We start from the raw sequence: 24,724 nt of genomic DNA on the forward strand, positions 1-24,724 counted from the left end.
AAGCTCTCTCGATCAGCTGATTCCGCATGCAACGGAACCATTTTTATGAATGTATTTCTGGTGGTATTCTTCTGCTTCGTAGAACGTAGAAGCCGCTGTGACTTCTGTGACGATTGGGCGCTTGAAGATGCCTTTTGCGTCCCATTCTTTGATTTTTTCTTCTGCAATGTATTTCTGGCTTGCATCTTTATAGAAGATGGCAGAGCGGTATTGATGTCCAACGTCAATCCCCTGCTTGTTGCGGGACGTTGGATCATGAGCTTCGAAGAAAATATTGACGAGTTCCGCGTACGTGATGACGCTTGGATCGTATTCCAGTCGAATCGCTTCTGCGTGGCCTGTCTTTCCGGTTTTCACTTGTTCATAGGATGGGCTTTCTACCTTTCCACCTGTGTAACCGACGCGAGTCGCCGTAATTCCTTCAAATCTTTCAAAGAATGCTTCTACTCCCCAAAAACATCCTGCTCCAAAAATAGCTGTTGCCATTTGTCATCTATCCCTTCTGTTAACGCAACTTCTACCGAGAGCCTTACGGTGCATGACTGCAACCAAAAGACCCCTTTTCTTATCCAGTAAGAAAAGGGGTCGTAAAGATATATCCGTACGATCCTCTCATCTCTTAGAATGCTCACACATTCTACAGGAATTGGCACCGTTCTCGTCAATCCTTGGATTGATTCGATGGTTGCCGGGCATCAAAGGGCCAGTCCCTCCGCCTCTCTGGATAAGAAGTTTCCGTTATGATTTTTATTATGGTTCATACTATACTATGATTTTATAGCGAAGTAAAGGAGTGTGCTTCGTTTTTTCGAGATTTTCTGCACATCCAGCTCTCTTTGTTCCATTGTATTCACAATCACGCCGCTCATGCATGGACGATTCACGCTTTTTCAAATAATCGATTCTTCATCGCATAGATGGCGGCCTGAGTGCGGTCATGGACGTCGAGCTTACTTAAGATGTTGCTTACGTGCGTTTTGACCGTTTTCTCTGTAATGTACAGATCGCTGGAGATTTCTTTGTTGCTTTTGCCGAGCGTAATCTGCTCCAACACTTCTTTCTCTCTTTTTGTTAACGTATAGAGCGGCGTCTCTGCTTCCTTTCCAACCGTCATTTCCGAGAGAAGTAAATCCGTTGCTTTCGGATGCAGATACTTTTCACCTTCAGCGGCTTTTCGTATGGTATCGACCAGTAGGTCTGGTTCTACGTCTTTCAACTGATAGCCGATTGCACCTGCTTGCAGGGCTGGGATGACATGATCCTGATCTGAAAAACTCGTCAGCACAACCACTTTGGCTTCAGGATTCTCCTCTTTCACCTTTCTCGTCGCTTCCACTCCATCCATAACCGGCATCATCAGATCCATTAAGACGACGTCCGGCTGAAGGTCGTTCACAGCTTTGAGCGCTTCTGCCCCGTTCTCTGCTTCCCCTATAATGGTGATATCTTCTTGGGTGTTCAGAAAAAAACGCAGTCCACGAAGCACAACTAGGTGATCATCGACTAATAGTACGCGTATGGCCATTGTGCTCCTCCTTTTTCACCCAGGGAATGAATACGTGGATTGTTGTTCCCTTCCCTTTTTCACTATCCACTTGAAGCGTTCCTCCAAGCAGCTGAGCTCGTTCCTTCATACTGGTCAGCCCAAGGGTTCGACAGGTCTTCTCCTCTGGGTCGAAGCCTCTTCCGTGGTCCTCCACCAACAGTTGGACACCGTCCGGACCAGAGGTAAGCTTCATCCACGCCTCCCCTGAGCCCGCATGCTTCTGAATGTTGTTCATGGACTCCTGACTGATTCTCCAAAGCGCTTCCTGTGCAGCGTGAGAGAGATGAGGAATGTCTTCTACGTCGAAGTGAACGTTTATCCCCAGATGAACCGCATACTTCTTCAGCGCCGACAACAACCCATCTTCAATACCAACCGGTCTCAGCTGCCAGATCATCGACCGCATTTCACGCATCGATTCCTGTGACAGAGACTGCATCTCGGTCAGGAGCTCTTTCATTTCTTCGTGGTCACGTGCGATTTCTTTCGCTCCGCGTGCTGTAAGAGATAAGGAAAATAGCTTCTGATTCACAGAATCGTGCAAGTCACGTGCCAGTCTGTTCCGCTCTTCATACAACAATACTTCCGCCCTTTTTTCCTGAACAGAAATGCCTTCGTACGCAAGCGAAACGTGGCCGGTTATCGCTTCTAATACTTCTATGTCTACATCCTTGATTTCTTGTTCGGCTCTGACAAGCAATACGCCAAGTCGTTCCTCTTTCACCGTCAAAGGCAAGGAGACGGTCTGGTTCTCCTGGATGCGCTCCTGCCGGCGGAACGATTCTGTTACTTGAGCTGCGGCGTTTTCTAAAGGGGCGCCTTCTCTGGAACGGAGGACGAGCTCTCCGCCTTCATTCGTAAAGGTGCAGACCGATTGGAACCGATACGCCTCTCGTAGTCGTTGAGCAGCTGTTTTTAGAAGAGAGGCGTGGTCATCTGCTTTCCACAGTAAGCGGACGACATCATTCAGCTTGGCGAAATAATCGGCACGCTGCTGCTTGGCATCATAAAGCCGCGTCCGTTTAATGGCAGTTCCGATCTGATAAGCGACAGACTGCAGCAGGGTCAGCTCCTCATCGTCGAAATGCGTTTTCCCCGGCGAGGCGACGTTCAACACCCCGAACCGCTCTGCACCCGCAACGAGTGGGATGGTCGCATGGTGTGTGATGCCTTCTGTATCTCCAGTCGAAAACTGGACCGCTTCGTCCAGACGCTTGCACTCGATGATGTTGATCGGGTCCTTGAGTTCACCGTTCCAATATTTATTCAAGCAGTAACAAGATCCCTGGCACATCGGACGCTTATCGTGTTGGGCCAGGGCTTGTGGCAATCGATGATCGGCAGCCAAGGTGTAAGAACCCCTTCGATCGGTCAAAAAAATCCACCCTGCCTGCAGCTGCGTCAAGTTGAGCAGCTTCTCGAGCACCGTCTGCATCATAAACTCTATATCATTCGATTGGTTCAAAGTCTCCGCAATCACCCGAAGTGTGTGCAGTTCGTTTTGTTTCGTAAACATGCCGCGCCCCTCCTTTCTTCCATTGTACGAAGGATTCCTTTTTCACGAGTCGAGAAAAAGGTTGAACCTTCTCTACGACTTTAGTCTGAATTATTCCGTCGTGGCGTGACCTTCTTCAAACGGCTGGACAATGACGAACCCTTCTCCGCTGAACTCCATTTGAATGGATTCCCCACTTCCACGGCCAAGGAAGGTTTTGAAGCTGATGTCCGTTTTGAACTCCGGTTCGAGATGACCGGACCAAGCTACGGTAGCATGGGGATCCGTGATGACCGGCTCGCCTGGTTTCACAAGCAGGGTAAGAGGTTCATAGTGAGACGTGACGGCTACACGGCCGCTTCCGCTCAGTGTGACATTGAACAGCCCTCCAGAAACCATACCGGCCACTTTCTTCATTAACTTGATATCCCAGTTCACGCTCGGCTCAAAGGCGAGAAGGTCGTTGCCGTTCACCGTGATCGTTTCATTATCCAGGTCGAAAATCGTAATCTTCTTCCCTTGATCGGCTAAGTAGAGGCGCCCACGTCCCGTCGCCTTCATCAATGCACTGCCTTCTCCTGTCATCGCTTTTTTGAACAGGCGGCCGACTCCATGCTCCAGCAGCCCTTCTCGTTCAAACTTGATGTCTCCATTATAGGAAATCATCGAGCCCGCCTTCGCCCACACTTGATCAAGTAGATTGACCTCAAGAATCCTCGGTGTCTCCAGCTCAAAATAGTCGTTCTCAGACTCATCCTGTTTCGTTTGTTGTATGAATTGTTGAATCGAATAGTTGCTCATGCTTTCGCTCCTCACCTTTTTCTTTTATTCTAATCGTAAGTCTATCAGATGAAAACCTTTCAATTGGAAAATGTTTCAGGATGGGTGAAATGGGTAGACTCGAATTATAATCTTGTAGGAAGGGTGTTCACGTATATGTATGGATTAGATGAAAAAAGAAATCAAATACTAGACTTTGTAAATAACGTATCCGATGAAGAGGCCAAGAAAAAGCCCGCAGAAGATCGCTGGTCGATTTTAGAGGTATTGGAGCATTTATACTTGATGGAGCAGCTTGTCGTGTATCAGATCAACCGGGCGATCAAAGAAGGCGACATCCAGGAGACGACATCCAAGCCGATCCACAACACAACAGACCGCGGCTATAAAGTCGAAGCACCTGAAGCTGTCCAGCCGAATGGTGAATTCACATCGATTGAAAAAGCGAAAGACGGACTTGAGAAGACACGCGAAGCCACCCTTTTCCTCATCCACAATAAAGACGAAGAGACGCTCAAGACACGCGCCTTCCCTCACCCGGCATTCGGCGACATGAACTTAGAACAATGGATCGAATTCATCGGCTGGCACGAACTCCGTCACCTGGATCAAATGAAAGAAGTAAAACAAGCGCTGTAGTCTAAAGGATGAAGGTGGTTCCTTACTGAAACAAAGACTGTTGAAAAAGTATGGAGAACGGTTCTGTTACAAATGTGGAGGTCAGTGGTGTGGAAAATAGCTCTCTTTCCGCGGCGGACGCCCATGGAAAGCGAGTTGTTTCGCCAACACCGCTTTGCCTACTAACAAAGAACCGATAAGACTTTCTCTTCAAAATGTAAAAAATCCCGCACAAGGCGGGATTTTTTTACTTCTTGGATTGATGATAGTCTTCCGGCTTCACTTCTTCTCCATTTTTTCCGGAGTAACGAAGCCCCCAGCCTGTCCACGCTGCGATGAACATGACAATGAGTAAGCCCCATCCTTGGAAAACGAACGGGAAGACTTCGATCGGGCTGACGACAGGTACGAACTCGTACTGTTCCGCAGCTCCTTGGATTGTCGTCCAGGCAATCAATACACCTGCACTCCAAGGGAAAATATATCCGAGTGAAGACGTCACCGTATCCAGGAAGTTCGCACGACGGTACGGGTGGATGTTCATTTCCTTACCAAGTTTCCTCACAAACGGAGCAGCCGCAATCTCTGCTGCTGTGTTGATTGTGATGAACATGTTCAGGAAGGCCACAATCCCGAACATCGAGAACTCTGCACGGCGCGTCACATTTTTAATAATACGAAGGAAGAAGTTCTTGATGACTTCCATCGTACCGGCCACTTCCAGAAGATAGGCAGAAGCCATGATGAACAGAATGAGGATCGCCATATTGAAGTAACCGGAGATTCCGCTCATCAGAGCCCCTTCAATGACCGGGTCCCCTGCTTCATTCATATAGATATGAATGACTTCTGTAAGGGGTGTCCCTGTTAAGAAAATAAGCCCGATGGACGCAACGATCCCCCATGAAAGCGAAGTTAATAGATGTTGTCCGCTAAGCGCCAGGTATAAAACAAGGGCAAACGGAATCAACATTAGTAGTCCGTCCGGAGAGACTTCTGACTGCAATTGATTGATGACTTCGAGGCTTCCTTCCTCTCCGCCACCTCCTGTAATAAAGAATAAGATGATCGCTGGAATGGCAGCTGCTACAGAATATTTAAACCTGGAACGTACAACACCCGGCACGTCCGCCTCCTGTGTTGTAGCGGATACGATCGTCGTATCGGACACAGGTGCCAAGTTATCTCCGAATACGGCACCACTCAAGATCGCCGCAAGTAAAATGACGGGGTCCGCCCCGAGAATGATACCAGCTGGATACATGAGAAGACCGAACGTCGCAACTGTTCCGTATCCTGTACCGACAGCGGTAGCGAAAAGTGCAGATAATAGGAACGTTATGACGACAAAGGCGCCGCCCTCAAGTCCTGTCTGGAACCCTAACCAGATTAATCCGTCGACAAGTCCACCAGCTGAAAGCAGCTGAGCAAACATTCCTGCCCAGAACCAAGCAATGATGGCTACGACACCGACTGGCTGAGCCATTCCTGAAATCAAGCTTTGAGCATAATCCGCCCATTTCGATTTAACAAAAAACAGACCGAGTACAATCCCGATGACCATTCCTAAAACTAACGCTTCTTCTGTCACCATTTGCGTGACACTTAATGTGATGGCCCATATGATAAAGAAAACCAAAGGGATTGTCGCAGTGAATACACCTCCGCGGAACTGAAGCCATTCGACTGACTTTTCACCAACGGCTTCATTGATTTCTTCGTTGTTTTTTTGATCTGCCACTTTAATCCCTCCCTAACTATTCAGACTATGGCATACCCTATACTCTACCACGGTAAACGGTCACAAATAAACAGAAATCTTTAATTCTTTAAAGTAAATAAGTGGAAGGCTTATCACGTGCGCCGCAACAGGGAATTCCTGTATGATAGAACCACCAAAAAGGAGGTTCGCACCCTTGATTACTATGACTCCTTTCACCTTGAAAGATGCACGATTGATAGAATCCTGGATCGACTCTGAGACGTCTCTTTTTCAGTGGGCAGGTCCCGCTTTCCAGTACCCACTCGACACCGGACAGTGGACGCATTATATGGAAACGGAAAACCAGAAACTGTTCAGTGCGAAAGATAAAGAAGACTCCCAGCAGATCGTCGGACACATCGCTTTAGGAAAAATAGACAAGCTGCACCGTCAGGCACGGATTGGAAAAGTCATCGTCCACCCCGACTATCGAGGGAAAGGAATCGCTGAACACATGATTCGATCCGTTCTTCATGTCGCCTTTCAAGAATTGGACCTTCATAAAGTGACGCTCGGCGTTTTCGATTTCAACACGCCTGCCATCCGCTGCTACGAACGAATCGGATTTCAGCAAGATGGTCTACTCAGGGACCACCGGAGGATCGGAAATGAATATTGGAACCTTGTCGAAATGAGCCTCCTTGAAACGGATTAGGTCGGACAAAATTAACCGCGCTTTCAAAATATTAAACCTCCCCTTTAGTTAGCGCTTACATCGTTGTCGATACGTCATTTTTTGTCATGATGAATAGAGTGGAAACCTTGTGAACCCTGTCTGATCAGACGTGCTTCCGTTTGACTATACAAATAATTCTGATAATATTATGAAAACATAGGGCTATTTTTTCAATCGACAAAAATAGAAGATAACAGGAAGGTGACATTGTGACAACACAATCTAAAACGAACGATCATACAACTCCCCTAAGACACGACATTCGTGTTCTCGGTGAAATGCTCGGGAACATTCTCGTCCATCATGGTGGAGAAGAACTATTAAACAAAGTCGAAAGCATCCGTACGCTGACGAAGCAGCTAAGGAACGAGCCGGATGAAACGACTTACAATCAATTAAAAGAAGAGATAAACAGCCTCCAGCCTCCTATGCGCTCTCAAGTCATCCGCGCATTCTCAATTTATTTCCACCTCGTGAATATCGCAGAACAAAACCACCGCATTCGCAGAAGACGCGAATACCAGCTTCGGGAGGACCATGGAGCACAGCCTTTCTCTCTTGAAAGTGCCGTCCATCATTTGAAAGAAAATGACTTCTCTAAAGACGTCATTCAAAATGTATTGGATCATTTATCACTAGAGCTGATCATCACGGCTCACCCGACGGAAGCGACGAAGCGTACCGTTCTCGAGATCCAGAAACGGATTGCGACGATCCTGAAACGACTTGACCACCCTCAATTAACGAAGAGGGAGAGGGAAAGCCTGCAGGCGAGTCTGCAAAATGAAGTGACAGTCCTATGGCAGACAGATGAGCTTCGCGAGCGTAAGCCGACGGTGATGGATGAAGTGCGCAACGGCTTGTATTACTTCGACCAGACGTTGTTCGACGTACTTCCAGATGTACATGAGGAATTAGAAGTCCGACTTGATGAGACGTACCCGGGAGAAGATTGGACGGTTCCGAACTTCCTTCGCTTCGGCTCATGGATCGGAGGAGACCGTGACGGGAACCCGAACGTAACACCGGACCTGACATGGGAAACGCTCCAGAAGCACCGCGAACTGATTCTTGAAAAATATGAAGGTGTTCTCATTGAATTGATGAAACGATTCAGCCACTCCACAAAACAAGTAAATGTGACGGACGAGCTTACCCAGTCCGTAACGGAAGGCGAAAAACGGATCGGAAAAGATAAGAAATGGCGCGTTGAAAAAGAAATCTATCGTCGTAAATTCGCCATTATCCTTGAGCGCTTGCGCCAAGTAGGGCAGTCCGACATCGGTTATGGCCATGCAGACGAGCTGCTTGCTGACTTGAACCAGATCAAAGCCAGTGCTTCGACGCACCAGCCAAGCCAGCGTGAACTGAAGAAGCTGCGTAAATTGATCCGCCAGGTCGAGCTGTTCGGATTCCACTTAGCGACATTAGATATCCGTAACCACAGTGGTGAACACGAATCAGCTGTTGCTGAACTTTTGAAAAAGGTCGGCATTGAATCCGATTATCGCGAACGCTCAGAACGCGAGAAGCTGCATATCCTCGAGCAGGTACTGAAGGACCCTCGTCCGATTTCCCTGCTGAATGAGGACTATTCTGAGTCGACCCAGGAAATGTTGAACGTCTTCCACATGATCCGCAATGCGCATCTCGAATTCGGAAAGCGTTCCATTGAAGTGTACTTAATCAGTATGACCGAATCTGCCAGTGACCTGCTTGAAGTGCTTGTCCTTGCGAAGGAAGCCGGCATTTACCGCCTTCATGCGGACGGTTCGGTTGAGAGCAGCCTGAATGTGGCGCCTCTTCTTGAGACCGTCGACGACTTAGTGGCCGGACCTGAAATCTTGAAGACTTTATTCGAGATGGACGTCTACAATAAGCACTTGACGAAGCGTGCCAATCACCAGGAAATCATGCTGGGTTACTCTGACGGTAGTAAAGACGGCGGTACGTTAACAGCCAACTGGCGCCTATATAAAGCCCAGCAGGAAATCCATGATATGGCCCGTCAATACGACGTGAACCTCAAGTTCTTCCACGGTCGTGGTGGTTCACTAGGACGAGGCGGCGGTACGTTGAACCGCAGCTTGCTTTCTCAACCAGCAGAAACGCTGGGTGAAGGTGTGAAAATCACCGAGCAGGGTGAAGTGTTGTCTTCCCGTTATCTGCTTCGAGACATCGCCTACAGAAGCTTGGAGCAGGGTGCTTCTACGCTTCTTGAAGGGGCCGCGAAGATTTCGCAGGAGTCCGAGCAGGCACACCACCGTGAGCAGACGTGGGAGAAAGCGATGGAAGACATCTCTGATGTTTCCTTGAAGAAATATCAGTCCCTTGTCTTCGAGGACCCTGACTTCCTGACATACTTCAACGAAGTCACACCACTTAAAGAAATCAGCGAGCTGAATATCGGATCGCGCCCAATGAAACGTAAAGACAGTTCGAAGTTTGAAAACCTTCGTGCGATTCCATGGGTATTCGCTTGGACGCAGAGTCGTCAGCTGATTCCAGCGTGGTTCGCTTCCGGTTCAGGACTGGCAAGCTATGCGGAGAAGAGCTCTGAGAACCTGGAACAGCTTCAACATATGTATGAAAACTGGCCGTTCTTCCGGTCGACCATCAACAACTTGCAGATGGCGCTTACGAAAGCGGATATTCAAACAGCTAAAGAATACACAGCACTCGTAAATGACCCTGAAATCGGCGAGCGTATTTTCCAGACCATTGTCAACGAGTATAACTTGACGAAAGATATCCTCCTGAAGATCACAGGCGACGAAGAACTGCTGGATCACCAGCCGACAATCAAAGAATCTGTCAGACTTCGTAACCCTTACGTGGATCCGATGAACTTCCTTCAGGTCGAACTGATCAAGGAACTGCGAAGCTCTGAGGACCCTCATGATGATTTACTGACGGAAGTATTGCTGACAATCAGCGGTATTGCAGCAGGACTTCGTAATACAGGTTGATCGATTTTGAAAAGCCACCCAAGTGCGGGTGGCTTTTTTGATTGATTCTGCGAAGGATTCTTTCAAGTTCTCAGCCGGCGCTTCAAGACTCTGATCTGACCTCGGTGATTGATTTCATCCTCGAAGACATGGAACCAAAGATAGCGCTGATTGTAGGCGGCGCCATTCCCCCACTGGTCCTCTTCAAGCAGCCAGTCATCCTGCTTGTCCGACAAGTATTTCAACGTGTTCTCCCTTACATCATTTAAGGTCTTGAGGTAGTACGAAAGAGGGTTGCCTTTAATTGAGTTTCTTGCCTCTTCCCCGAGCTGAAGGGCCACTTTCCATTCCTTCCACTCTTCTTCATTTACATCCCTCTTTTCAAAAGAAATGAGCTGATGCACGAATTCAATCGCTGCCATATGTAACAGAAGCGCCCCGATCGAATTCCCTTCGTCTTCCGGCACCTCGTCCAATTCGTCGATAGACAAGTCTCTCACCTCTTCAAGCGTGACGCCTCTCGTATGTTCCAACATCGAAACAAGCTCTCCTACTTTTTGATCGTACGGTTCCAGTGCAACAATTCGGTAGTCAATCATGTGATGCGCTCCTTTTTTCGTGATGTCCTCTATACTAGTTGCTGGATGGACAAATTAATAGACTGAATTTTCCAATCTGGATATGCTATACTATAGATGAACATACAAAAAGAGCAGCGCCCCTAAAAGGCACTGCTCTTTTTTGATGCTTTCAACGGAAAGCGGAATCCAGTGTATGTAAACACCTTGGTAAAGCCTATGTATTCTGCGATAGCAATTGATGGGGAGTCCTCTTCTCGGCAATCCCAGTACGGGATCACGTTCTTGTCGAAGCAAGCTCTGACGTAGGTATGAGCGGCAACTTGAGCCAGGTTCTTCCCTCTATATTCTTCTTTTGTTTCCATATGTACGGCGTGCGTCCGTTCAAATATAACGGTCGAAAAGCAGAAGCTGACCAATTCACCTTGGTGAAACACTCCGACTCCAACCCCCTTCTCTTCAAACGCTTCTAAGGTGGGCCAGAAATTCAATAGTTTGGTTTGTGCAGCGCCATCTTGATCGAAGGCTTTTAATCGCTCTGCTGTTAAGGGCTGTACTTGATAGGCGTCTGGCAGCAACGGTTCAGATTCTGCCAAATAGTTTTGAGAATGCAGCTTATAGACTTGCCGCTTCCAGTTCCCCACACTCCTGTGACGGAACAGGTCAACAGCCAGCTCGTCCCACTTGATCGTCCGCCCCATAATCTCGAAATCTTCCTGGATTTCTTCGCTGATGTGTTCGTCTATCAAATCGTTCAAACCCTCATTGAAGCTCTTATTCTGTTCGTCTCCGACTAGAAAAGACCTACCTATATTTCCGAGCCAGACCAGAGCTGTTTTCGGTTCGAATCGATCATCGACAAAAACACGTCCTGGATGACTGCCTTTGATGACAGCATTCACTTCAATACTTCTCGCGCGATCCAACAACGATGTGCAACGGTAAAACTCATCTTTTGCCAATTCGACAATCAACAACGTTTCTCCCTTCCTCTGGATTTTCATATAGTGTAACACAAATTTACTAAAATGTTTCCAAAAATAAGAAGATTCCCACCATCAAAGGTACACGCCTCTCTTGTAAATTTCTGAATATTTAGTAAAATAGTTTCACACCCAATAAATAGGGTATAGAGTATTAACTGTTGAAGGAGGACCTTATATGATTTTTGATATTCTATTTATGATCATTACCATCCCGGCGGTTGGCATGATACTCGCCATCGCAAATGACCGAATTGAACTGCAGAGCTCAACAGCCTCAGTCATTCCTACGCTGAAACTAGTGATTTCCAATCCCCCAAATGCATTAAAAGATAGCGAGCGGTAAGCTATGCAGCCTGGATCTCATAAAAACAAAACCCGGACGAGGCATTTATGTAAAATGCGACGTCCGGGTTTTTACAACTGGGATTAATGAGATCCGAGCCTCAATATAATTTACCTTGTCGATACATGATGGTCGACAGCTTTTTCACTGAGTGGATGTAGCTGTTTTGACGCAGCGGGAAGGGATCACCGAAGAACTGCGGGAGAATCGTGTCCATCGTCCCCTTCATTTTATCAAACAAGCGTTGATACACTTCGTCCTCCGTCATGAACTGCGCTTCTCTTCCCTGCACCCATTCATAGAAGGAAACAATCACACCACCTGCGTTAGCGAGAATATCCGGAACAATGAGGACGCCCTTGTCGGCTAGATACTTATCCGCTTTTTCGGTAATGGGACCGTTCGCCCCTTCGATAATCAAGCGTGCTTTAATGTTCTCCATGTTGTCCTCATGAATTTGATCTTCCAGTGCGGCAAGTAAAAGAACATCGACGTCCAGCTCGAGCAGGTCGTCCCTTCCTTTTATTTCAGCTTTTATATCGTGCTCCTCAAGCTGACCATTCTCGGTCGGCAGGTCACCATCGTGGCCCTCGACATACTTGACGAGCCCTTGAATATCCAGTCCGTCGTCATTATACAACATGACGTTATGGTCACTTACAGCGACGATTTTATTTTGTAAATAGTTACACTGTGAGGCTTCAAGCGCTGCAACAGAACCGAGGTTACCGAATCCCTGGACAGCCATTTTCAACTTCTTGTCAGCGTGATCGAGTGCTGTGTGAGCAAACGGATTCTCTGTATCCCTCAGCCACTTTTTATTTTCCTGAACAAAGTTGTGCATCATATAGCGGAACGTGAAATACACACCCTTACCGGTCGCTTCTCTCCGGCCGAGCGAACCACCGTTCAATATGCTTTTTCCGGTAAAACTATTGCGGTACGCCTGACCAGGGTGGGTACTCTTATATTCGCCCATCATCCAGTCCATTTCACGTTCTCCCGTTCCGACGTCCGGAGCGGGAATATCTTTGTCAGGTCCGAGGATATCGTTGAAGTATTGGACATATTTTTTACAAATGAGGTTCAATTCTTTGACCGTGAATTCTTTAGGATTGATTCCGACTCCGCCTTTTCCGCCACCGAACGGCAATTCATGCAGGGCGTTCTTCAGCGTCATCAGCTTGGCAAGGTTCGCCACCTCTTCCTCGTTGACGGATTCGTGAAAACGGATTCCGCCTTTATAAGGACCGACCGTATCACTGTGCTGGACACGGAATGATGGGATGCGGACGATACGGCCGTTCTCAAGAGTGATCCTTAAGAAGGACTTATGTATGTGGTTCGGTGTGGATAAAAGGGCGACGAGAGATTTGAACGCCTGTTCCCTTGTTTGTGATTGTAGATCAGGAAGAAAGCTTTCATCTTTCATCAAGGCTTTGAGTGATTCTTCAATAATCGTTTGCTGCTTCTGCATAGACAACCCCTCCGTTTACGTAATCTATTGATAGGTTTCCCTAATTCGAAAGTATGAAACGTTTACAATACAAAAAATGGGTTTCCCAAAGGGGATACCCTCACACAAAAACATGGAGAACGGTTCTGTTTCAAATGATGTAGACAGCGGGGTTGAAAACAGCTCGTTTTCCACGGCGGACGCCCATGGAAAGCGAGTTGTTTCGCCAACACCGCTTCTCACGTTCTAAAGGAACCGATAGAACGTTATCTGCGCTCTAAAAAACGCCCAGGATAATCCTGAGCGTTTCGTGTGCTTATCCTAGAATATTATAACCGGAATCGACATATACGATTTCGCCCGTCACGCCTCTCGACAAGTGACTCATCATCGCGAGCGTCATGTCGCCGACTTCTTCTTTCGTGACGTTCCTCCTAAGCGGAGATGTCTCCTCAATTTTGCGGAGGATTTCATTAAAGGAAGGAACACCTTTAGCCGCCAGCGTGCGGATCGCTCCTGCGGAAATCGCGTTGACACGGATGTTGTCCTTCCCAAGATCAGCCGCTAAATAGCGTACAGACGCTTCAAGGGAGGCTTTCGCAACGCCCATGACGTTGTACCCTTCCACGACACGTTCTGCGCCAAGGTAGCTCATCGCCGTCAAGGATCCACCTTCTGTCATGTAAGGCTGTGCAGCTTTGGCTACAGCCACTAAAGAATAGGCACTCGTATCCTGTGCAAAAGAGAACCCGCTTCGTGACGTATCGATGAAGTCGCCTTTCAAATCTCCAGCGTGAGCGAAGGCAATCGAATGGACGACGCCGTGAATGACTTCCTGCTTCTCCCCGATTTCCTTGAATGCCTGACTGATGCTTTCATCATCGTTGACATCACACTGGATGACCTGCTTCGCTTCGATTTGGAACTCATCGAGCAGCTGCTCGAGCTTTTTCAAAGAGCGGTCTTTACGGTATGTAAAAATGAGGTTGGCCCCTGCCTGGTGAAGCGACTGGGCGACGCCCCAGGCAAGGCTCCGCTTATTGGCAACCCCCATTACGACCATATTTTTATTTTTCATTTGCAATAAATCTTCCATGATGTACCTCCCAAAAATCGATCTATTCGTAGTGTACCACAAATTACTTTTTGCCAGACCAGTAGGCTTGATCACTCATGTGAACGAAAGGAATGTCCGTGTCTACAGAGCCGGTGATTCTCTCGTCTTCCAGTTCTTCACCTGCTAACCAGCTTGCAAAGTCGATCTCGTAAGGCTTGCGGTCTCCTCCCAATGCAAACCAAGCTTTGCCATCCTCCGGTAAATAGCCTGAGGTATGGATAGTCCCAGCCCAGTTGCTGTACTGCTTCGAGAACACGCCTTTGTCCGAATCGTTCATAAGGCGGAATGCATCGTAGGCTGTTTCAAGGCCGGGGCGATTTTCGTTAATGGCATCCATCCGCTTCATCGAATCCACGAGATGATGGCGATTCTCTTTCGTCATGATTTCGAAGTGGTTCGTGCATACATCCGACTGTCGCACCTCCACTCCACGCGGAGAAGCTTCGACGACGTATGTCTGATTGCTACGGTCAAAAACCGTGTAGCTGAACGAATGACGATGCGGGATTTCCCGCAGCATGTCTACCGACTCCTGTACCGTTGCGCAGGACTCAAGAATCAACCTGCCAATCATACAACAGATGAATCCGTCGCCCGGTCGTTTGCGGTGCATGAAGTTGTAGCCCATGACGAGCCCCTTCTCGTTCATTCCATCCATTCTTCCTGTAATGCGCTGCGTCGGTCCGATGATGGCATAACCTTGGTCGGTCGGCTGGAACAGGCTGTAGCGCCCTTCATAGGTTTTCGGCATGTAATCATAATTTCGAATCATGTACCCGTCGCCCGTCATAATGGAGCACCCGGACCGTTTGTAGTCGATGCGATACCCGCCGAATTCCATCATGACGCGTTCCATCGGCCATTCCAACGCGTCCCGCAGTCCGAGAAGTTCATCCCACACCCCTGGGGCAAACCGGGTGATCGCCTCTTTCACTTCCTGTTCCGCCACCTTGAAACGTGGGATCCTCACCTTCCACTGCTTTTCCCTGTTTTGAACGGTCAATGAACCTTTAAGCTGCTCGCCTTGTTTATATCCAAAGTCATAATGGGTTCCTCTGAACTGTAGAATATCGCTGTAGATGTGCTGCATGTACAAGCCTTCTTTCCACTAGATTATGGATTCACTTTACCACTTTTTCTCCCTGTGCTAAAGATTCTTCCTTCAGTTCCTCTTCGACTTCCTTAATCAAGTGAGGCGATTCTTGAATGACTTTCCCAATATGAAAGAATCCGAGCACAACCGGAATCGTCAGGCCCCAGCTTACAACCTGCCTCAGAATCAGGCCTTCATCAAAGGCATCTACGCCATACTCTCTGATCAGCCACACTTTCAAGGTCGCAAGCAGCATGTCCTGAAGGGCGAACCCGAAGACAATCCAGTTAAAGATACGAAGCAGCTTCTTTTTAAAAAAGAGACGTTTGCTGAAAGTTCGGTCATACCCCTGCATCTCAGCAAAGTCGACACCGAAATACAAAGCGATCGGCCTTCTGACGAGAATCGTTACGAGAAACAGACCACTCATGACGTACGCATAGATGACGTTATTCCACAGCAATCTGATGGCAGAACCAGACAGCACATCAATGAGTGTTCCCACTACTAACGTTGCAATCATATAGATTCCGAATACGTTCACTTTTTTCAAAGCGTAGAATCGATAAACGGTATAAAGAATGCCCGGGACAGATGACAGCAGCATCGCATAATAATCCCCGATCACATCCCGCATCAGATGCCAGACCGCAAGCGGAAAAATCAGATAGAAAATCACATCCAATAGCGCTGTATTCTTCTGCTTCAAACAAACCCTCCTCCCACTCTCTTTACGTCAGAAACGGGACATCGTTTCAATATAAAAAAAGAAATGCTCGGATTCTGTAGTTTTCGGGTGTATTTTTTGGTAATCTTAAACATGAGAAAGAATGCGTAAGCGTTTGCGTTGGTTACAGCTAGATTGGAAATTGAAGAAGGTGGTGTGCAGGGATGAGGAAGTTAGTCATACTGGGTGGAGGATATGGCGGAATCAACATTTTGAACGGCTTGCTTGAAGAAGTGCCGGATGATGTTCAAATCATCGTCGTCGATCGTAATCCATACCACTCTTTGAAAACGGAATTCTACACAATCGCTGCAGGGACGGAGTCGGACAGGCACGCACGCGTTGACTTCCCTACTCACGAGCAGGTTGAATATGTGTTCGATGAAATTGAGAAAATTGACAGCGAAAATGAACAAATCATTTTGCGAGGCAAAGTAGAAAGCCTTACTTATGATTATTTGGTGATTGGTCTTGGATGTGAAGACAACTATCACGGAATCGAAGGCGCATCTGAATTCACAGAAAGCGTCCAGACGTTCGCGAAAGCACGGAGCGCAGGCTACTCAATCGGCAACCTCGGTGCTTACAAAAACGTAACGGTCGTCGGGGCCGGACTGAGCGGAATCGAAGTCGCATCAGAAGTACGCGAGAGCCGGTCAGACTTGAACATCCGTCTGTTGGACCGTGGCGACACCGTGCTGAAAGCTTTTGATTCAAAGATTCAAAACTATGTCGAGAAATGGTTTGAGAAGAACGATGTTGAGGTCATCCACGGAGCGAACGTCGAATACGTCGAAAGAGACGGTGTATGCAATAACGGCGTATGCTACATGAATGATGTGACCGTCTGGACGGCCGGTGTCAGACCGAACTACTTAGTCCGCGAACTTCCTTTCGATAAGGACTCTCAGGACAAAGTCATCGTCAACGACTTCTATCAAGTACCGTCCCACCAAAATGTCTACGTCGTCGGAGACTGTGCCTCATCCGAACATTCTCCAAGTGCACAGCTCGCCGGACAGCAAGGGGAAAGCGTTGCTGAGATCCTGGCTGCTGTATTAAATGATCGAGTACCAGAGCGACCAGGTGGAGTGAAACTGAAAGGCGCACTCGGCTCACTCGGTAAAAATGATGGATTCGGAAACATGCTTCAAAAGCCGATGACCGGCGTACTTCCCCGCTTAGCGAAGTCCGGCGTTCTATGGCTGAGTAAGCGACACTAATCAAAACAAAAAGATCCTGACCGAAGGCTCGGTTCAGGATTTTTTGTTGTTCTCCAACTCTTTTTTCAAATACTTCGCAAGCTCTAGCATCCCGTAGACATCAGCCACAGCTTCGGCGTCCGAGTTGTAGTTCGTATTCGTATTGACGTCATAGGCATAGACGTTTCCACTCGCGTCTTGAATCGTCTCGATTGCCGCAACATCAACGTCATTCTGCTGTAAAAACTGTTCGTACGTATCGATAAAGCCCGGACGGTAATCGCTCAGAATTTCGAACTTCGGTTTGTCGGGTGCGTCAGTCGGACAGAATTGGTCTTCAATCGAGCAGGCATCTGCTGGGCAAAGCTCGAACCCTTCTGACGTGTCGACTTTCACGCCGTACAGAAACGTCCCGTTGATGAATTCATGACGGATGATATAAGGTTCAGGTGCCTGAATGTATTGCTGCAGCAATGTGATGCCATCGACCGGCTCTTCGAAGTCCCCGCTTTCCAGATGTCCCTTCAAGGCTTCCTTCGAATGAAACATCTGGACGCCCTGCCCTTTTCCGGCACGGTTATGCTTCGTAATGAAAGAGGCGTGACCAAGTCGATCCGCTGCACTCACAATCTCTTCTTTTCCAACAGCAGCCATTGTATCCGGTGTTTGAATTCCTGCCTTCTGCAAGGCCATGTATTGATTCACCTTACTCACTTCAAGCCGTAAAGCCCGTGGTCCGTTGATGATCTTTCGGTTATGTCGCTCCAACCAGGCGAGTACGGCTTCTGTATATTCTGGTGCGAACCTGTGATCACGCGTATGAGAGGAAGCACTGATCCGGTTATAGAAAATGCCTTCCGGCGGTTCACTCATCAAATCAAGCTGGCCTGTATCTAAATGCCATAATTCATAAGGCAGCGCCAGTTCATCCAGACGCTTTGTCAAATGGTCGGTCCACTCATTGTTTTCATGGATTACGTAAATTTTACTCATAGATGCTAAACCCTCCTCTTCCTATCGTAACATATAACCGACCGTTTGACTCTGCATTAAATCCGAGCTTGATAAATCTATGAAACTGTGTCAAAGTATGAATGAAAGATTCGTTTTACAATGGAATAGGTTATATGTAGGGGGACCAGTTTAGCTGGTTGAGATTGTATCCTTTTGATACTGACCCTTAGAACCTGATCTGGTTTAGACCAGCGTAGGGAACATCCGAGACGAAACATCATTCGTTTACGATATGTCAGCACCCTAGGTATGGTACCAGGGTGCTTTTTTGTATGCATCAGGTGCCCCTTCCAACACCATTTGTAAACGAAAATGACTATTTTGGAGGGACTACAGATGAAAAAGGTTTTACTATTTTTACTTACCGCCGTTGTGCTCACAGCGTGCTCGAACTCAGAAGGTGCGGCAACGGAAACCGAAGACTTGAAACTCGTCCTTGATTGGACCCCGAACACGAACCATACAGGGTTGTATGTGGCCGAAGCGGAGGGCTACTTCGAAGAACAAGGCTTGAATGTTGAAATCATGCTGCCTGGTGAAGCAGGAGCTGATCAACTCGTTGCATCCGGCCAGGCCGATTTCGGAGTGAGCGCTCAGGAAACCCTGACCGAAGCCCGCATCCAGGACATCCCCGTCGTATCGATCGGGGCCATCATCCAACATAATACATCCGGATTTGCTTCACCCGTTGAAAAAGAGATCACCTCCCCTGCCGACTATGAAGGAAAAGCATACGGCGGATGGGGCGCCCCTGTCGAGAAAGCGGTCTTGGATTCTTTAATGAAAACAGAAGGTGCGGATGTCGAACAGGTTGAAATCGTCAACATGGGCAATTCCGACTTCTTCACGGCGGTCGAGCGTGACATCGACTTCGCCTGGATTTATTACGGCTGGACAGGCGTGGAAGCTGAGCTTCGTGGTCAGGAGCTGAATATGCAGTACTTGACCGACTACTCGGAGAAGCTCGACTACTATACGCCCGTTCTGACAACAAATGAAACGATGATCGAGGAACACCCGGAAACGGTTGAAGCCTTCATGGCTGCCGTGACAAAGGGTTACCAATTCTCCATCGACAATCCAGAAGCAGCGGCCGAACATCTGATCAAAGCGGTCCCGGACCTCGATCCTGAGCTTGTACGCGCCAGTCAGGAATGGCTGTCCCCTAAATACAAGGCAGATGCTGAACATTGGGGCGAACAGAAGCTCGAAGTATGGCAGAACTATGCCGAATGGATGGTAGAAAACAATCTACTGGAAGAAGAGCTTGATGCAGAAAGTGCCTTTACAAACGAATTCTTGCCACAATAAGGAGGAAATAAAATGAGTAACGCATTAGTGAGTATTCAAATCATCCCGAAGACGAAGGACGGAGAAGACGTCATTCCGTACGTCGACGAGGCCATCTCCCTCATCGAATCGTCCGGCTTCCGTTATGAGGTCCACCCTTTAGAAACGACTATCGAAGGGAACCTTACCGAAATCTTCGGCTTGATTGAAAACATGAATGAAGCGATGATCCGTCGTGGCAGCTCGAACGTCATCTCGCAGATCAAAGTCCTTTATCAGCCATCCGGCGCATCGATGGATCAGCTGACGGAGAAATATCGTCCATGAATCAGATTATTCAAAAAGGATGGAGACCCGCTGGGGTCCTCATCCTTTTACTCATGATTTGGGAACTTTCCAGCAGGTGGATGGGCATCCCGGAGTGGCTTCTTCCTGCGCCAACGGCCATTCTCGAGGAGGCACGAGCTGGTTGGGGAGCCTACGCGCCGCACCTCCTTTCAACCATTCGACTGACGACAATCGGATTTGCGATTGGCTCTTTTGTCGGTCTTGCGGTAGCCACCCTCCTTCACTTGATTCCGAGATTGAGAGAAGCGGTGTACCCCCTTCTGATTTTGTCTCAAAACATCCCGATCATCGTGCTTGCGCCATTACTCGTCATTTGGTTCGGGTTCGGTGTTTTGCCGAAACTGATTATCATCGTGCTCGTCTGCTTCTTCCCGATTGCTGTCGCTACAATGGACGGATTCCGACAGACGAAGCCTGAATACATCCACTACATGAAGATGGCCGGCGCAACGAAACGACAGATCTTCCGGAAAGTCGAGTGGCCCTATGCGCTGCCTTCCATCTTCTCCGGATTGAAAATTTCAGCTACATACAGCGTGATGGGAGCTGTCATCTCGGAGTGGCTCGGGGCCAACAAAGGCATCGGTGTCTACATGACCCTCGCCTCCTCCTCATTCCGGACAGACCGGGTCTTTGTCGCCATTTTCTTCATTATGATGTTGAGCCTGCTCTTTTTCCTATTGATTACACAAATTGAGAAGCGGGTGACACGATGGAAAGGGGAAAAAGCTTATGAATAAACTGGAGATCCACGGAATCTCAAAAGCATTCCGTCACAACCAAGTGTTGAGTGATTTATCGTTTCACGTGAAGGAGAAAGAATTCGTCTCAATCCTCGGACCGTCAGGAAGTGGGAAAAGTACGCTCTTCCACTTGATCGGTGGGTTATATGAACCGGACGCGGGTGACATTGTGCTGGATGCTGAATCGATTAAAGGTCGGAAAGGCTCCATCAGCTACATGCCTCAAAGCCCGTCCCTTCTTCCGTGGCGTACATTACGTGAAAATGTCGTCCTCGGCGCTGAGGTACAGGGAGAAATCGACAAATCAAAGGCAGAGGCGATGATTCAAAAAGCCGGACTTGGTGGCTTTGAACACGCCTACCCCCACGAGCTTTCCGGTGGTATGCAGCAGCGGGCATCCTTCATCCGCAGCCTGCTCAGTCCGCAGTCTCTCATCTGCCTGGACGAACCCTTCTCAGCATTGGATGAGTTTACGAGACTTGAAATGCAGAAGTGGCTGCTCGACACCTGGTCGGAACACCAACGATCGATTCTATTCATTACGCACAACATCGAAGAAGCACTCTTCTTATCCGACCGAATCATTCTGTTAACCGACAGACCCGCAACCGTACAGCAGGAGTTCGACGTTCCCTTTTCACGGCCGCGCGACCCGTCCATCGTACTGACCGAAGAATTTTTGAAAATGAAGCAGAAGGTTCACGCCGAATTGAAGGTGATGACATGAAGCCGGTTATCGACTCTCACATCCACCTCGACCTGTATGATCGAAATGAGAGGGAGCAAATTCTTAGGGAGCTCCCTCTCTATCAAGTCGACTCGCTCCTTGCGGTTTCGTTTCACTTGAGCTCCTGTCTTCAGACCCTATCTTACAAGCATCCTTCTATTAAGCACGCGCTTGGATACCATCCCGAACAGGCGCTTCCGGAAACGAAGGAGCTCGAAGCGATTACAGAACTTATTCGCAATAATCGCTCCACGATCGTGGCAATCGGGGAAGTCGGTCTCCCCTATTACACGGACCACGGGGATATGAAGAACTATGCTGCGTTGCTTGAACACTTCATTAAGCTGGCGAAGGAACTGCAAAAGCCCGTGATTCTGCATGCCATCTACGAAGGAGCAGACATCGCCTGCGACCTGCTTGAAAAACACGAGGTAACGGACGCTCATTTCCATTGGTTCAAAGGTTCAGAGCAAACACTCGACAGAATGAAGAAAAAGGGCTACCGAATTTCTGTAACACCCGATTGTGTGTACGAACAGGAGATACAATCGATTATCGAACATTACCCAATTGAGCTGTTGATGGTGGAAACAGACGGACCGTGGCAATTTGAAGGGAAATACGAGGGTCAGCTCACCCATCCCAAAATGATTCATGACTCGATCGCCACGATTGCACAGATCAAGCACCTGCCCATCGATCGAGTTTACGAAATCATGTACAAGAACACGAAACACTTTTATAAGTTAGATGCTCCAGAAAAAGGGAATAGATGATCACTACAATTGCGGAGGAATCGATATGAAATCATTCAACTGGGTATTTCCACTAGGAATCGCAGTAGGTTTATTCCTGGGAGGTCTTTTCTTCGGAGGAGTCGTTCAAGCCCTCATCACAGCTGCAGCAGGGTTCGCCGCCACTCTCCTTCTTTCATGGATTCTCTATAAAAAGTCCTCAGCTTAGGCATTACTCAAAGTGGTGAGAAATCAAAATAAATCAATCTACTTACTAATAGACAAGTCGTACACTTTCAAAATACATGCCCTCTACGACGATAGGAAGTCGATTACTCAGTTAGATAACCTGATGCCATAAGGTTCTGTATACACTGTTTATCGCACAGTGTGGTGGAAATGATGAGACTCCTGTGGGAAAAAAAGGTCAGGTGAGACCCCGGAATGACCGCAGGGAATGAGGAGGCTCAGCGCCGCCCAGGGAAAGCGAATTATTTTCCATCACACTGAAAACTTTCTTACGTTCGGAACCGTCCTCGGGAACCTGATAAGCACCGTTCTTTATTCCGAGTAATACACTGTGTATAATAAGGAATTAAGGATGGTGATACGAATGGGCATACCAAAGCCACTCGTTCAATTGAATCAAACCTTTATTGTACTGACCGTGTTCATCGGACTGTTCGAACCTATTGTATTGGCCCTTCCGTTTGCCGTTGGAGCCATCACTTTAATCACTAGAAAAAACCCCGTTATTGCCATAGGGAAACGGTTCTTAAAGAAACCGATGAACAGCTATATACCAGAAGACCCCGATCAACAACGCTTTAACCAATGGATTGCAACCGTCTGCCTCGGTCTATCCCTCCTCTTTTTCGGAATAGGATGGCAGACACTTGGCTATGCCTTCAGCATGATGGTGATGGCAGCAGCGGGCACAGCTCTTATGGGATACTGCATTGGTTGCACAATCCGTTTCCGATATATGATGTGGAAACACAAGCGCTTGAATACCAACCATTAAAAAAACGTCCACGATTTGTGGACGTTTTTTCCTTGTATGCGGGATTAGTATGTTTAACCTGCTTTCTGCTGAGGGACAACATCGACTTTCACATTGTCCTTCGCTCTGTTCAGTCTCCATACGAACCAAGCTGCTACCATGACCCATATGATGGCTCCGATCACCATCGAGACGTTATAGGAGAGCCCGAATCCTTCTGGTGCATAGAAGATGTACGAACTGACAACGGCTGTCATGAACAAGGCAGGTACACTGCAGATCCAGTGGAACTTTTTATTCTCAATCAAGTACATGGCTCCAGTCCAAAGCATGACCGTTGCGACGACCTGATTGGACCAGCCGACATAACGCCAAAGGAAGCTGTAGTCAATCTGAGCCAATAGAAAGGCTGGGACTGCAACTGGAATCGCGAACAAAGCAGGCGCCCACTTGCTTTCGAATTTTTTCTTACGAAGCTGTTCGAACAATTCCGAAAGCATCATACGTGATGAACGTAGCGCTGTGTCACCTGTCGTAATCGGCAGAAGAATGACACCAAGGACAGCAAGAATCCCTCCAAGTGTTCCAAGGGTTGTGCTGCTGATTTCATTGACGACGCCCGCTGGTCCACCTGCATTCAGCGCTTCCTGAAGGGCACCCGTTCCGCCGAAGAACGTCATACCAGCAGCCGCCCAGATCAAGGCAATGATTCCTTCTGCAATCATCGCACCGTAAAAGACTTTACGCCCTTCGCTTTCCTTCTTCAACGTACGGGCAAGAATTGGGCTCTGCGTACTATGAAAGCCGGAAATTGCTCCGCAAGAGATCGTAACCATCAACATCGGCCAGATTGGCAGATTGTCTGGGTGAAGGTTCTGAACCGTCAAGTTCGGGATGGATTGTTCAAAGAAGAACATCCCGATTCCGATTGACACAGCCATAAAGATTAAGATCGCGCCGAAAATCGGATAGATTTTTCCAATGATTTTATTGATCGGAAGCAAGGTCGCTACCAAGAAGTATGCAAAAATGACAACAACCGATGTGAAGAACCCAAGCGGTGTGATTTCTGCCATCAATTGTGCTGGTCCGGCCGTAAAGGCTGCAGCGACGAGCACCATCAGAGCGATGGACAGGAGATTGATCACTGATTGCGCCGGCTTCCCTAAGTATCTTCCTACAAGGGATGGATATTGCGCTCCGTTGTGACGAAGGGAAAGCATCCCTGAGAAATAATCGTGAACCGCTCCGGCAAAGATGCTTCCGATTACGATCCAAATGAAAGCAACCGGTCCGTATAGCGCTCCAAGTACCGCACCGAAGATCGGTCCAAGACCTGCGATATTCAATAGTTGGATGAGCGTCGCTTTCCACCAACTCATCGGCATATAATCAAAGCCATCTTGTTTCGCATAGGCAGGTGTTTTCTGTTGATCACTGATGCCGAAAATTCGTTCGACCACCTTTGCGTAAACTAGATAGCCGACAATTAATAAAAGAATAGATGCGATAAATGTGATCATCGCTGAGCCTCCTCT

Annotated in this window: 25 protein-coding genes and 2 riboswitches; of the genes, 12 read left to right on the forward strand and 13 right to left on the reverse strand. The window is 48.0% G+C overall.

The annotated features are described in order from the left end of the window. Positions 1-12 precede the first annotated feature (12 nt). The 4 genes from msrA to LCM20_RS15415 all read right to left on the reverse strand — a co-directional run bounded on the left by msrA (position 13) and on the right by LCM20_RS15415 (position 3,842). On the reverse strand, positions 13-486 hold the full coding sequence (gene msrA / locus LCM20_RS15400; protein WP_225196374.1) for a peptide-methionine (S)-S-oxide reductase MsrA: 474 nt from the start codon (positions 484-486) through the stop codon (positions 13-15). Between the two features lie 123 nt (positions 487-609). Continuing rightward, positions 610-731: riboswitch (SAM riboswitch) on the reverse strand. Between the two features lie 149 nt (positions 732-880). Continuing rightward, positions 881-1,525, reverse strand: coding sequence for a response regulator (locus tag LCM20_RS15405; protein ID WP_225196375.1), 645 nt, complete (start codon positions 1,523-1,525; stop codon positions 881-883). Then, positions 1,497-3,062 carry a GAF domain-containing sensor histidine kinase gene (locus LCM20_RS15410; protein WP_225196376.1) on the reverse strand — a complete coding sequence of 522 codons (1,566 nt, stop codon included), beginning with the start codon at positions 3,060-3,062 and terminating at the stop codon, positions 1,497-1,499. Before LCM20_RS15410 ends, LCM20_RS15405 begins: the two co-directional genes overlap by 29 nt. Positions 3,063-3,152: 90 nt before the next feature. Continuing rightward, a complete protein-coding gene (locus LCM20_RS15415; RefSeq protein ID WP_225196377.1) occupies positions 3,153-3,842 on the reverse strand; it encodes an AIM24 family protein in 690 nt (229 codons plus the stop codon). Positions 3,843-3,977: 135 nt separating this feature from the next. On the opposite strand from LCM20_RS15415, the gene LCM20_RS15420 reads away from it, so the two are divergent. After that, positions 3,978-4,460 (forward strand): DinB family protein, encoded by a 483-nt coding sequence (locus LCM20_RS15420; RefSeq protein ID WP_225196378.1) that lies wholly within the window; start codon positions 3,978-3,980, stop codon positions 4,458-4,460. Between the two features lie 226 nt (positions 4,461-4,686). Here LCM20_RS15420 and LCM20_RS15425 read toward each other — a convergent pair whose 3' ends face one another. Continuing rightward, on the reverse strand, positions 4,687-6,180 hold the full coding sequence (locus LCM20_RS15425) for a Na+/H+ antiporter NhaC family protein (protein WP_225196379.1): 1,494 nt from the start codon (positions 6,178-6,180) through the stop codon (positions 4,687-4,689). A gap of 184 nt (positions 6,181-6,364) precedes the next feature. Between LCM20_RS15425 and LCM20_RS15430 the strand changes: the two genes are divergently transcribed. Together LCM20_RS15430 and ppc are read left to right on the forward strand one after the other, a co-directional pair. Beyond that, positions 6,365-6,856: a GNAT family N-acetyltransferase gene (locus LCM20_RS15430; protein ID WP_225196497.1), complete on the forward strand. Its 492-nt coding sequence runs from the start codon at positions 6,365-6,367 to the stop codon at positions 6,854-6,856. Between the two features lie 227 nt (positions 6,857-7,083). Further along, the gene (ppc, locus tag LCM20_RS15435; protein WP_225196498.1) at positions 7,084-9,846 is read left to right on the forward strand and encodes a phosphoenolpyruvate carboxylase; all 2,763 of its coding nucleotides are present in this window, start codon (positions 7,084-7,086) and stop codon (positions 9,844-9,846) included. A 62-nt stretch (positions 9,847-9,908) separates the two neighbouring features. Here the strand turns inward: ppc and LCM20_RS15440 are convergent, their stop codons facing one another. Next, positions 9,909-10,424 carry a DinB family protein gene (locus LCM20_RS15440; protein WP_225196380.1) on the reverse strand — a complete coding sequence of 172 codons (516 nt, stop codon included), beginning with the start codon at positions 10,422-10,424 and terminating at the stop codon, positions 9,909-9,911. Between the two features lie 122 nt (positions 10,425-10,546). Then, on the reverse strand, positions 10,547-11,377 hold the full coding sequence (locus LCM20_RS15445; RefSeq protein ID WP_225196381.1) for a GNAT family N-acetyltransferase: 831 nt from the start codon (positions 11,375-11,377) through the stop codon (positions 10,547-10,549). A 187-nt stretch (positions 11,378-11,564) separates the two neighbouring features. On the opposite strand from LCM20_RS15445, the gene LCM20_RS15450 reads away from it, so the two are divergent. Then, entirely contained in the window at positions 11,565-11,732 is a 168-nt protein-coding gene (locus LCM20_RS15450) for a hypothetical protein (protein WP_225196382.1), read from the forward strand. A gap of 100 nt (positions 11,733-11,832) precedes the next feature. Here LCM20_RS15450 and LCM20_RS15455 read toward each other — a convergent pair whose 3' ends face one another. From LCM20_RS15455 to LCM20_RS15470, 4 genes are all read right to left on the reverse strand, one after another. After that, the gene (locus tag LCM20_RS15455) at positions 11,833-13,209 is read right to left on the reverse strand and encodes a Glu/Leu/Phe/Val family dehydrogenase (protein WP_225196383.1); all 1,377 of its coding nucleotides are present in this window, start codon (positions 13,207-13,209) and stop codon (positions 11,833-11,835) included. 295 nt (positions 13,210-13,504) lie between these two features. Beyond that, a complete protein-coding gene (gene fabI, locus LCM20_RS15460; protein ID WP_225196384.1) occupies positions 13,505-14,284 on the reverse strand; it encodes an enoyl-ACP reductase FabI in 780 nt (259 codons plus the stop codon). Between the two features lie 43 nt (positions 14,285-14,327). Continuing rightward, entirely contained in the window at positions 14,328-15,395 is a 1,068-nt protein-coding gene (locus LCM20_RS15465) for a C45 family autoproteolytic acyltransferase/hydolase (RefSeq protein WP_225196385.1), read from the reverse strand. Between the two features lie 31 nt (positions 15,396-15,426). After that, positions 15,427-16,107, reverse strand: coding sequence for a VC0807 family protein (locus LCM20_RS15470; protein WP_225196386.1), 681 nt, complete (start codon positions 16,105-16,107; stop codon positions 15,427-15,429). A gap of 182 nt (positions 16,108-16,289) precedes the next feature. Between LCM20_RS15470 and LCM20_RS15475 the strand changes: the two genes are divergently transcribed. Then, positions 16,290-17,348 (forward strand): NAD(P)/FAD-dependent oxidoreductase, encoded by a 1,059-nt coding sequence (locus tag LCM20_RS15475; protein ID WP_225196387.1) that lies wholly within the window; start codon positions 16,290-16,292, stop codon positions 17,346-17,348. Positions 17,349-17,381: 33 nt separating this feature from the next. Here the strand turns inward: LCM20_RS15475 and LCM20_RS15480 are convergent, their stop codons facing one another. Continuing rightward, on the reverse strand, positions 17,382-18,320 hold the full coding sequence (locus tag LCM20_RS15480) for an ATP-grasp domain-containing protein (protein ID WP_225196388.1): 939 nt from the start codon (positions 18,318-18,320) through the stop codon (positions 17,382-17,384). A gap of 128 nt (positions 18,321-18,448) precedes the next feature. After that, positions 18,449-18,558: riboswitch (TPP riboswitch) on the forward strand. A 119-nt stretch (positions 18,559-18,677) separates the two neighbouring features. Between LCM20_RS15480 and LCM20_RS15485 the strand changes: the two genes are divergently transcribed. From LCM20_RS15485 to LCM20_RS15515, 7 genes are all read left to right on the forward strand, one after another. Then, entirely contained in the window at positions 18,678-19,652 is a 975-nt protein-coding gene (locus tag LCM20_RS15485) for an ABC transporter substrate-binding protein (protein ID WP_225196389.1), read from the forward strand. Between the two features lie 12 nt (positions 19,653-19,664). Continuing rightward, positions 19,665-19,958, forward strand: a complete 294-nt coding sequence (locus LCM20_RS15490) for an MTH1187 family thiamine-binding protein (protein WP_225196390.1) — start codon at positions 19,665-19,667, stop codon at positions 19,956-19,958. After that, on the forward strand, positions 19,955-20,719 hold the full coding sequence (locus LCM20_RS15495) for an ABC transporter permease (protein WP_225196391.1): 765 nt from the start codon (positions 19,955-19,957) through the stop codon (positions 20,717-20,719). Before LCM20_RS15490 ends, LCM20_RS15495 begins: the two co-directional genes overlap by 4 nt. Continuing rightward, a complete protein-coding gene (locus tag LCM20_RS15500) occupies positions 20,712-21,449 on the forward strand; it encodes an ABC transporter ATP-binding protein (protein WP_225196392.1) in 738 nt (245 codons plus the stop codon). Before LCM20_RS15495 ends, LCM20_RS15500 begins: the two co-directional genes overlap by 8 nt. After that, on the forward strand, positions 21,446-22,225 hold the full coding sequence (locus LCM20_RS15505) for a TatD family hydrolase (RefSeq protein WP_225196393.1): 780 nt from the start codon (positions 21,446-21,448) through the stop codon (positions 22,223-22,225). The genes LCM20_RS15500 and LCM20_RS15505 overlap by 4 nt, the downstream gene beginning before the upstream one ends. A 25-nt stretch (positions 22,226-22,250) precedes the next feature. Then, entirely contained in the window at positions 22,251-22,412 is a 162-nt protein-coding gene (locus LCM20_RS15510) for a hypothetical protein (protein WP_225196394.1), read from the forward strand. 384 nt (positions 22,413-22,796) lie between these two features. After that, the gene (locus tag LCM20_RS15515; RefSeq protein WP_225196395.1) at positions 22,797-23,207 is read left to right on the forward strand and encodes a DUF4395 domain-containing protein; all 411 of its coding nucleotides are present in this window, start codon (positions 22,797-22,799) and stop codon (positions 23,205-23,207) included. 53 nt (positions 23,208-23,260) lie between these two features. Here LCM20_RS15515 and LCM20_RS15520 read toward each other — a convergent pair whose 3' ends face one another. Further along, entirely contained in the window at positions 23,261-24,709 is a 1,449-nt protein-coding gene (locus LCM20_RS15520) for a carbon starvation protein A (protein ID WP_225196396.1), read from the reverse strand. Positions 24,710-24,724: the final 15 nt, after the last annotated feature.

The sequence above is a fragment of the Halobacillus litoralis genome (genome assembly GCF_020171725.1).
GTDB classification, from domain to species: domain Bacteria; phylum Bacillota; class Bacilli; order Bacillales; family Halobacillaceae; genus Halobacillus; species Halobacillus litoralis_F.

What these genes read in the sequence shown, in the direction of transcription:
- msrA (WP_225196374.1), bottom strand. Translation starts at nt 486, where the DNA reads ATGGCAACAGCTATTTTTGGAGCAGGATGTTTTTGGGGAGTAGAAGCA.
- LCM20_RS15405 (WP_225196375.1), bottom strand. Translation starts at nt 1,525, where the DNA reads ATGGCCATACGCGTACTATTAGTCGATGATCACCTAGTTGTGCTTCGT.
- LCM20_RS15410 (WP_225196376.1), bottom strand. Translation starts at nt 3,062, where the DNA reads ATGTTTACGAAACAAAACGAACTGCACACACTTCGGGTGATTGCGGAG.
- LCM20_RS15415 (WP_225196377.1), bottom strand. Translation starts at nt 3,842, where the DNA reads ATGAGCAACTATTCGATTCAACAATTCATACAACAAACGAAACAGGAT.
- LCM20_RS15420 (WP_225196378.1), top strand. Translation starts at nt 3,978, where the DNA reads ATGTATGGATTAGATGAAAAAAGAAATCAAATACTAGACTTTGTAAAT.
- LCM20_RS15430 (WP_225196497.1), top strand. Translation starts at nt 6,365, where the DNA reads ATGACTCCTTTCACCTTGAAAGATGCACGATTGATAGAATCCTGGATC.
- LCM20_RS15440 (WP_225196380.1), bottom strand. Translation starts at nt 10,424, where the DNA reads ATGATTGACTACCGAATTGTTGCACTGGAACCGTACGATCAAAAAGTA.
- LCM20_RS15450 (WP_225196382.1), top strand. Translation starts at nt 11,565, where the DNA reads ATGATTTTTGATATTCTATTTATGATCATTACCATCCCGGCGGTTGGC.
- LCM20_RS15455 (WP_225196383.1), bottom strand. Translation starts at nt 13,209, where the DNA reads ATGCAGAAGCAGCAAACGATTATTGAAGAATCACTCAAAGCCTTGATG.
- fabI (WP_225196384.1), bottom strand. Translation starts at nt 14,284, where the DNA reads ATGGAAGATTTATTGCAAATGAAAAATAAAAATATGGTCGTAATGGGG.
- LCM20_RS15465 (WP_225196385.1), bottom strand. Translation starts at nt 15,395, where the DNA reads ATGCAGCACATCTACAGCGATATTCTACAGTTCAGAGGAACCCATTAT.
- LCM20_RS15475 (WP_225196387.1), top strand. Translation starts at nt 16,290, where the DNA reads ATGAGGAAGTTAGTCATACTGGGTGGAGGATATGGCGGAATCAACATT.
- LCM20_RS15480 (WP_225196388.1), bottom strand. Translation starts at nt 18,320, where the DNA reads ATGAGTAAAATTTACGTAATCCATGAAAACAATGAGTGGACCGACCAT.
- LCM20_RS15485 (WP_225196389.1), top strand. Translation starts at nt 18,678, where the DNA reads ATGAAAAAGGTTTTACTATTTTTACTTACCGCCGTTGTGCTCACAGCG.
- LCM20_RS15490 (WP_225196390.1), top strand. Translation starts at nt 19,665, where the DNA reads ATGAGTAACGCATTAGTGAGTATTCAAATCATCCCGAAGACGAAGGAC.
- LCM20_RS15495 (WP_225196391.1), top strand. Translation starts at nt 19,955, where the DNA reads ATGAATCAGATTATTCAAAAAGGATGGAGACCCGCTGGGGTCCTCATC.
- LCM20_RS15500 (WP_225196392.1), top strand. Translation starts at nt 20,712, where the DNA reads ATGAATAAACTGGAGATCCACGGAATCTCAAAAGCATTCCGTCACAAC.
- LCM20_RS15505 (WP_225196393.1), top strand. Translation starts at nt 21,446, where the DNA reads ATGAAGCCGGTTATCGACTCTCACATCCACCTCGACCTGTATGATCGA.
- LCM20_RS15510 (WP_225196394.1), top strand. Translation starts at nt 22,251, where the DNA reads ATGAAATCATTCAACTGGGTATTTCCACTAGGAATCGCAGTAGGTTTA.
- LCM20_RS15515 (WP_225196395.1), top strand. Translation starts at nt 22,797, where the DNA reads ATGGGCATACCAAAGCCACTCGTTCAATTGAATCAAACCTTTATTGTA.
- LCM20_RS15520 (WP_225196396.1), bottom strand. Translation starts at nt 24,709, where the DNA reads ATGATCACATTTATCGCATCTATTCTTTTATTAATTGTCGGCTATCTA.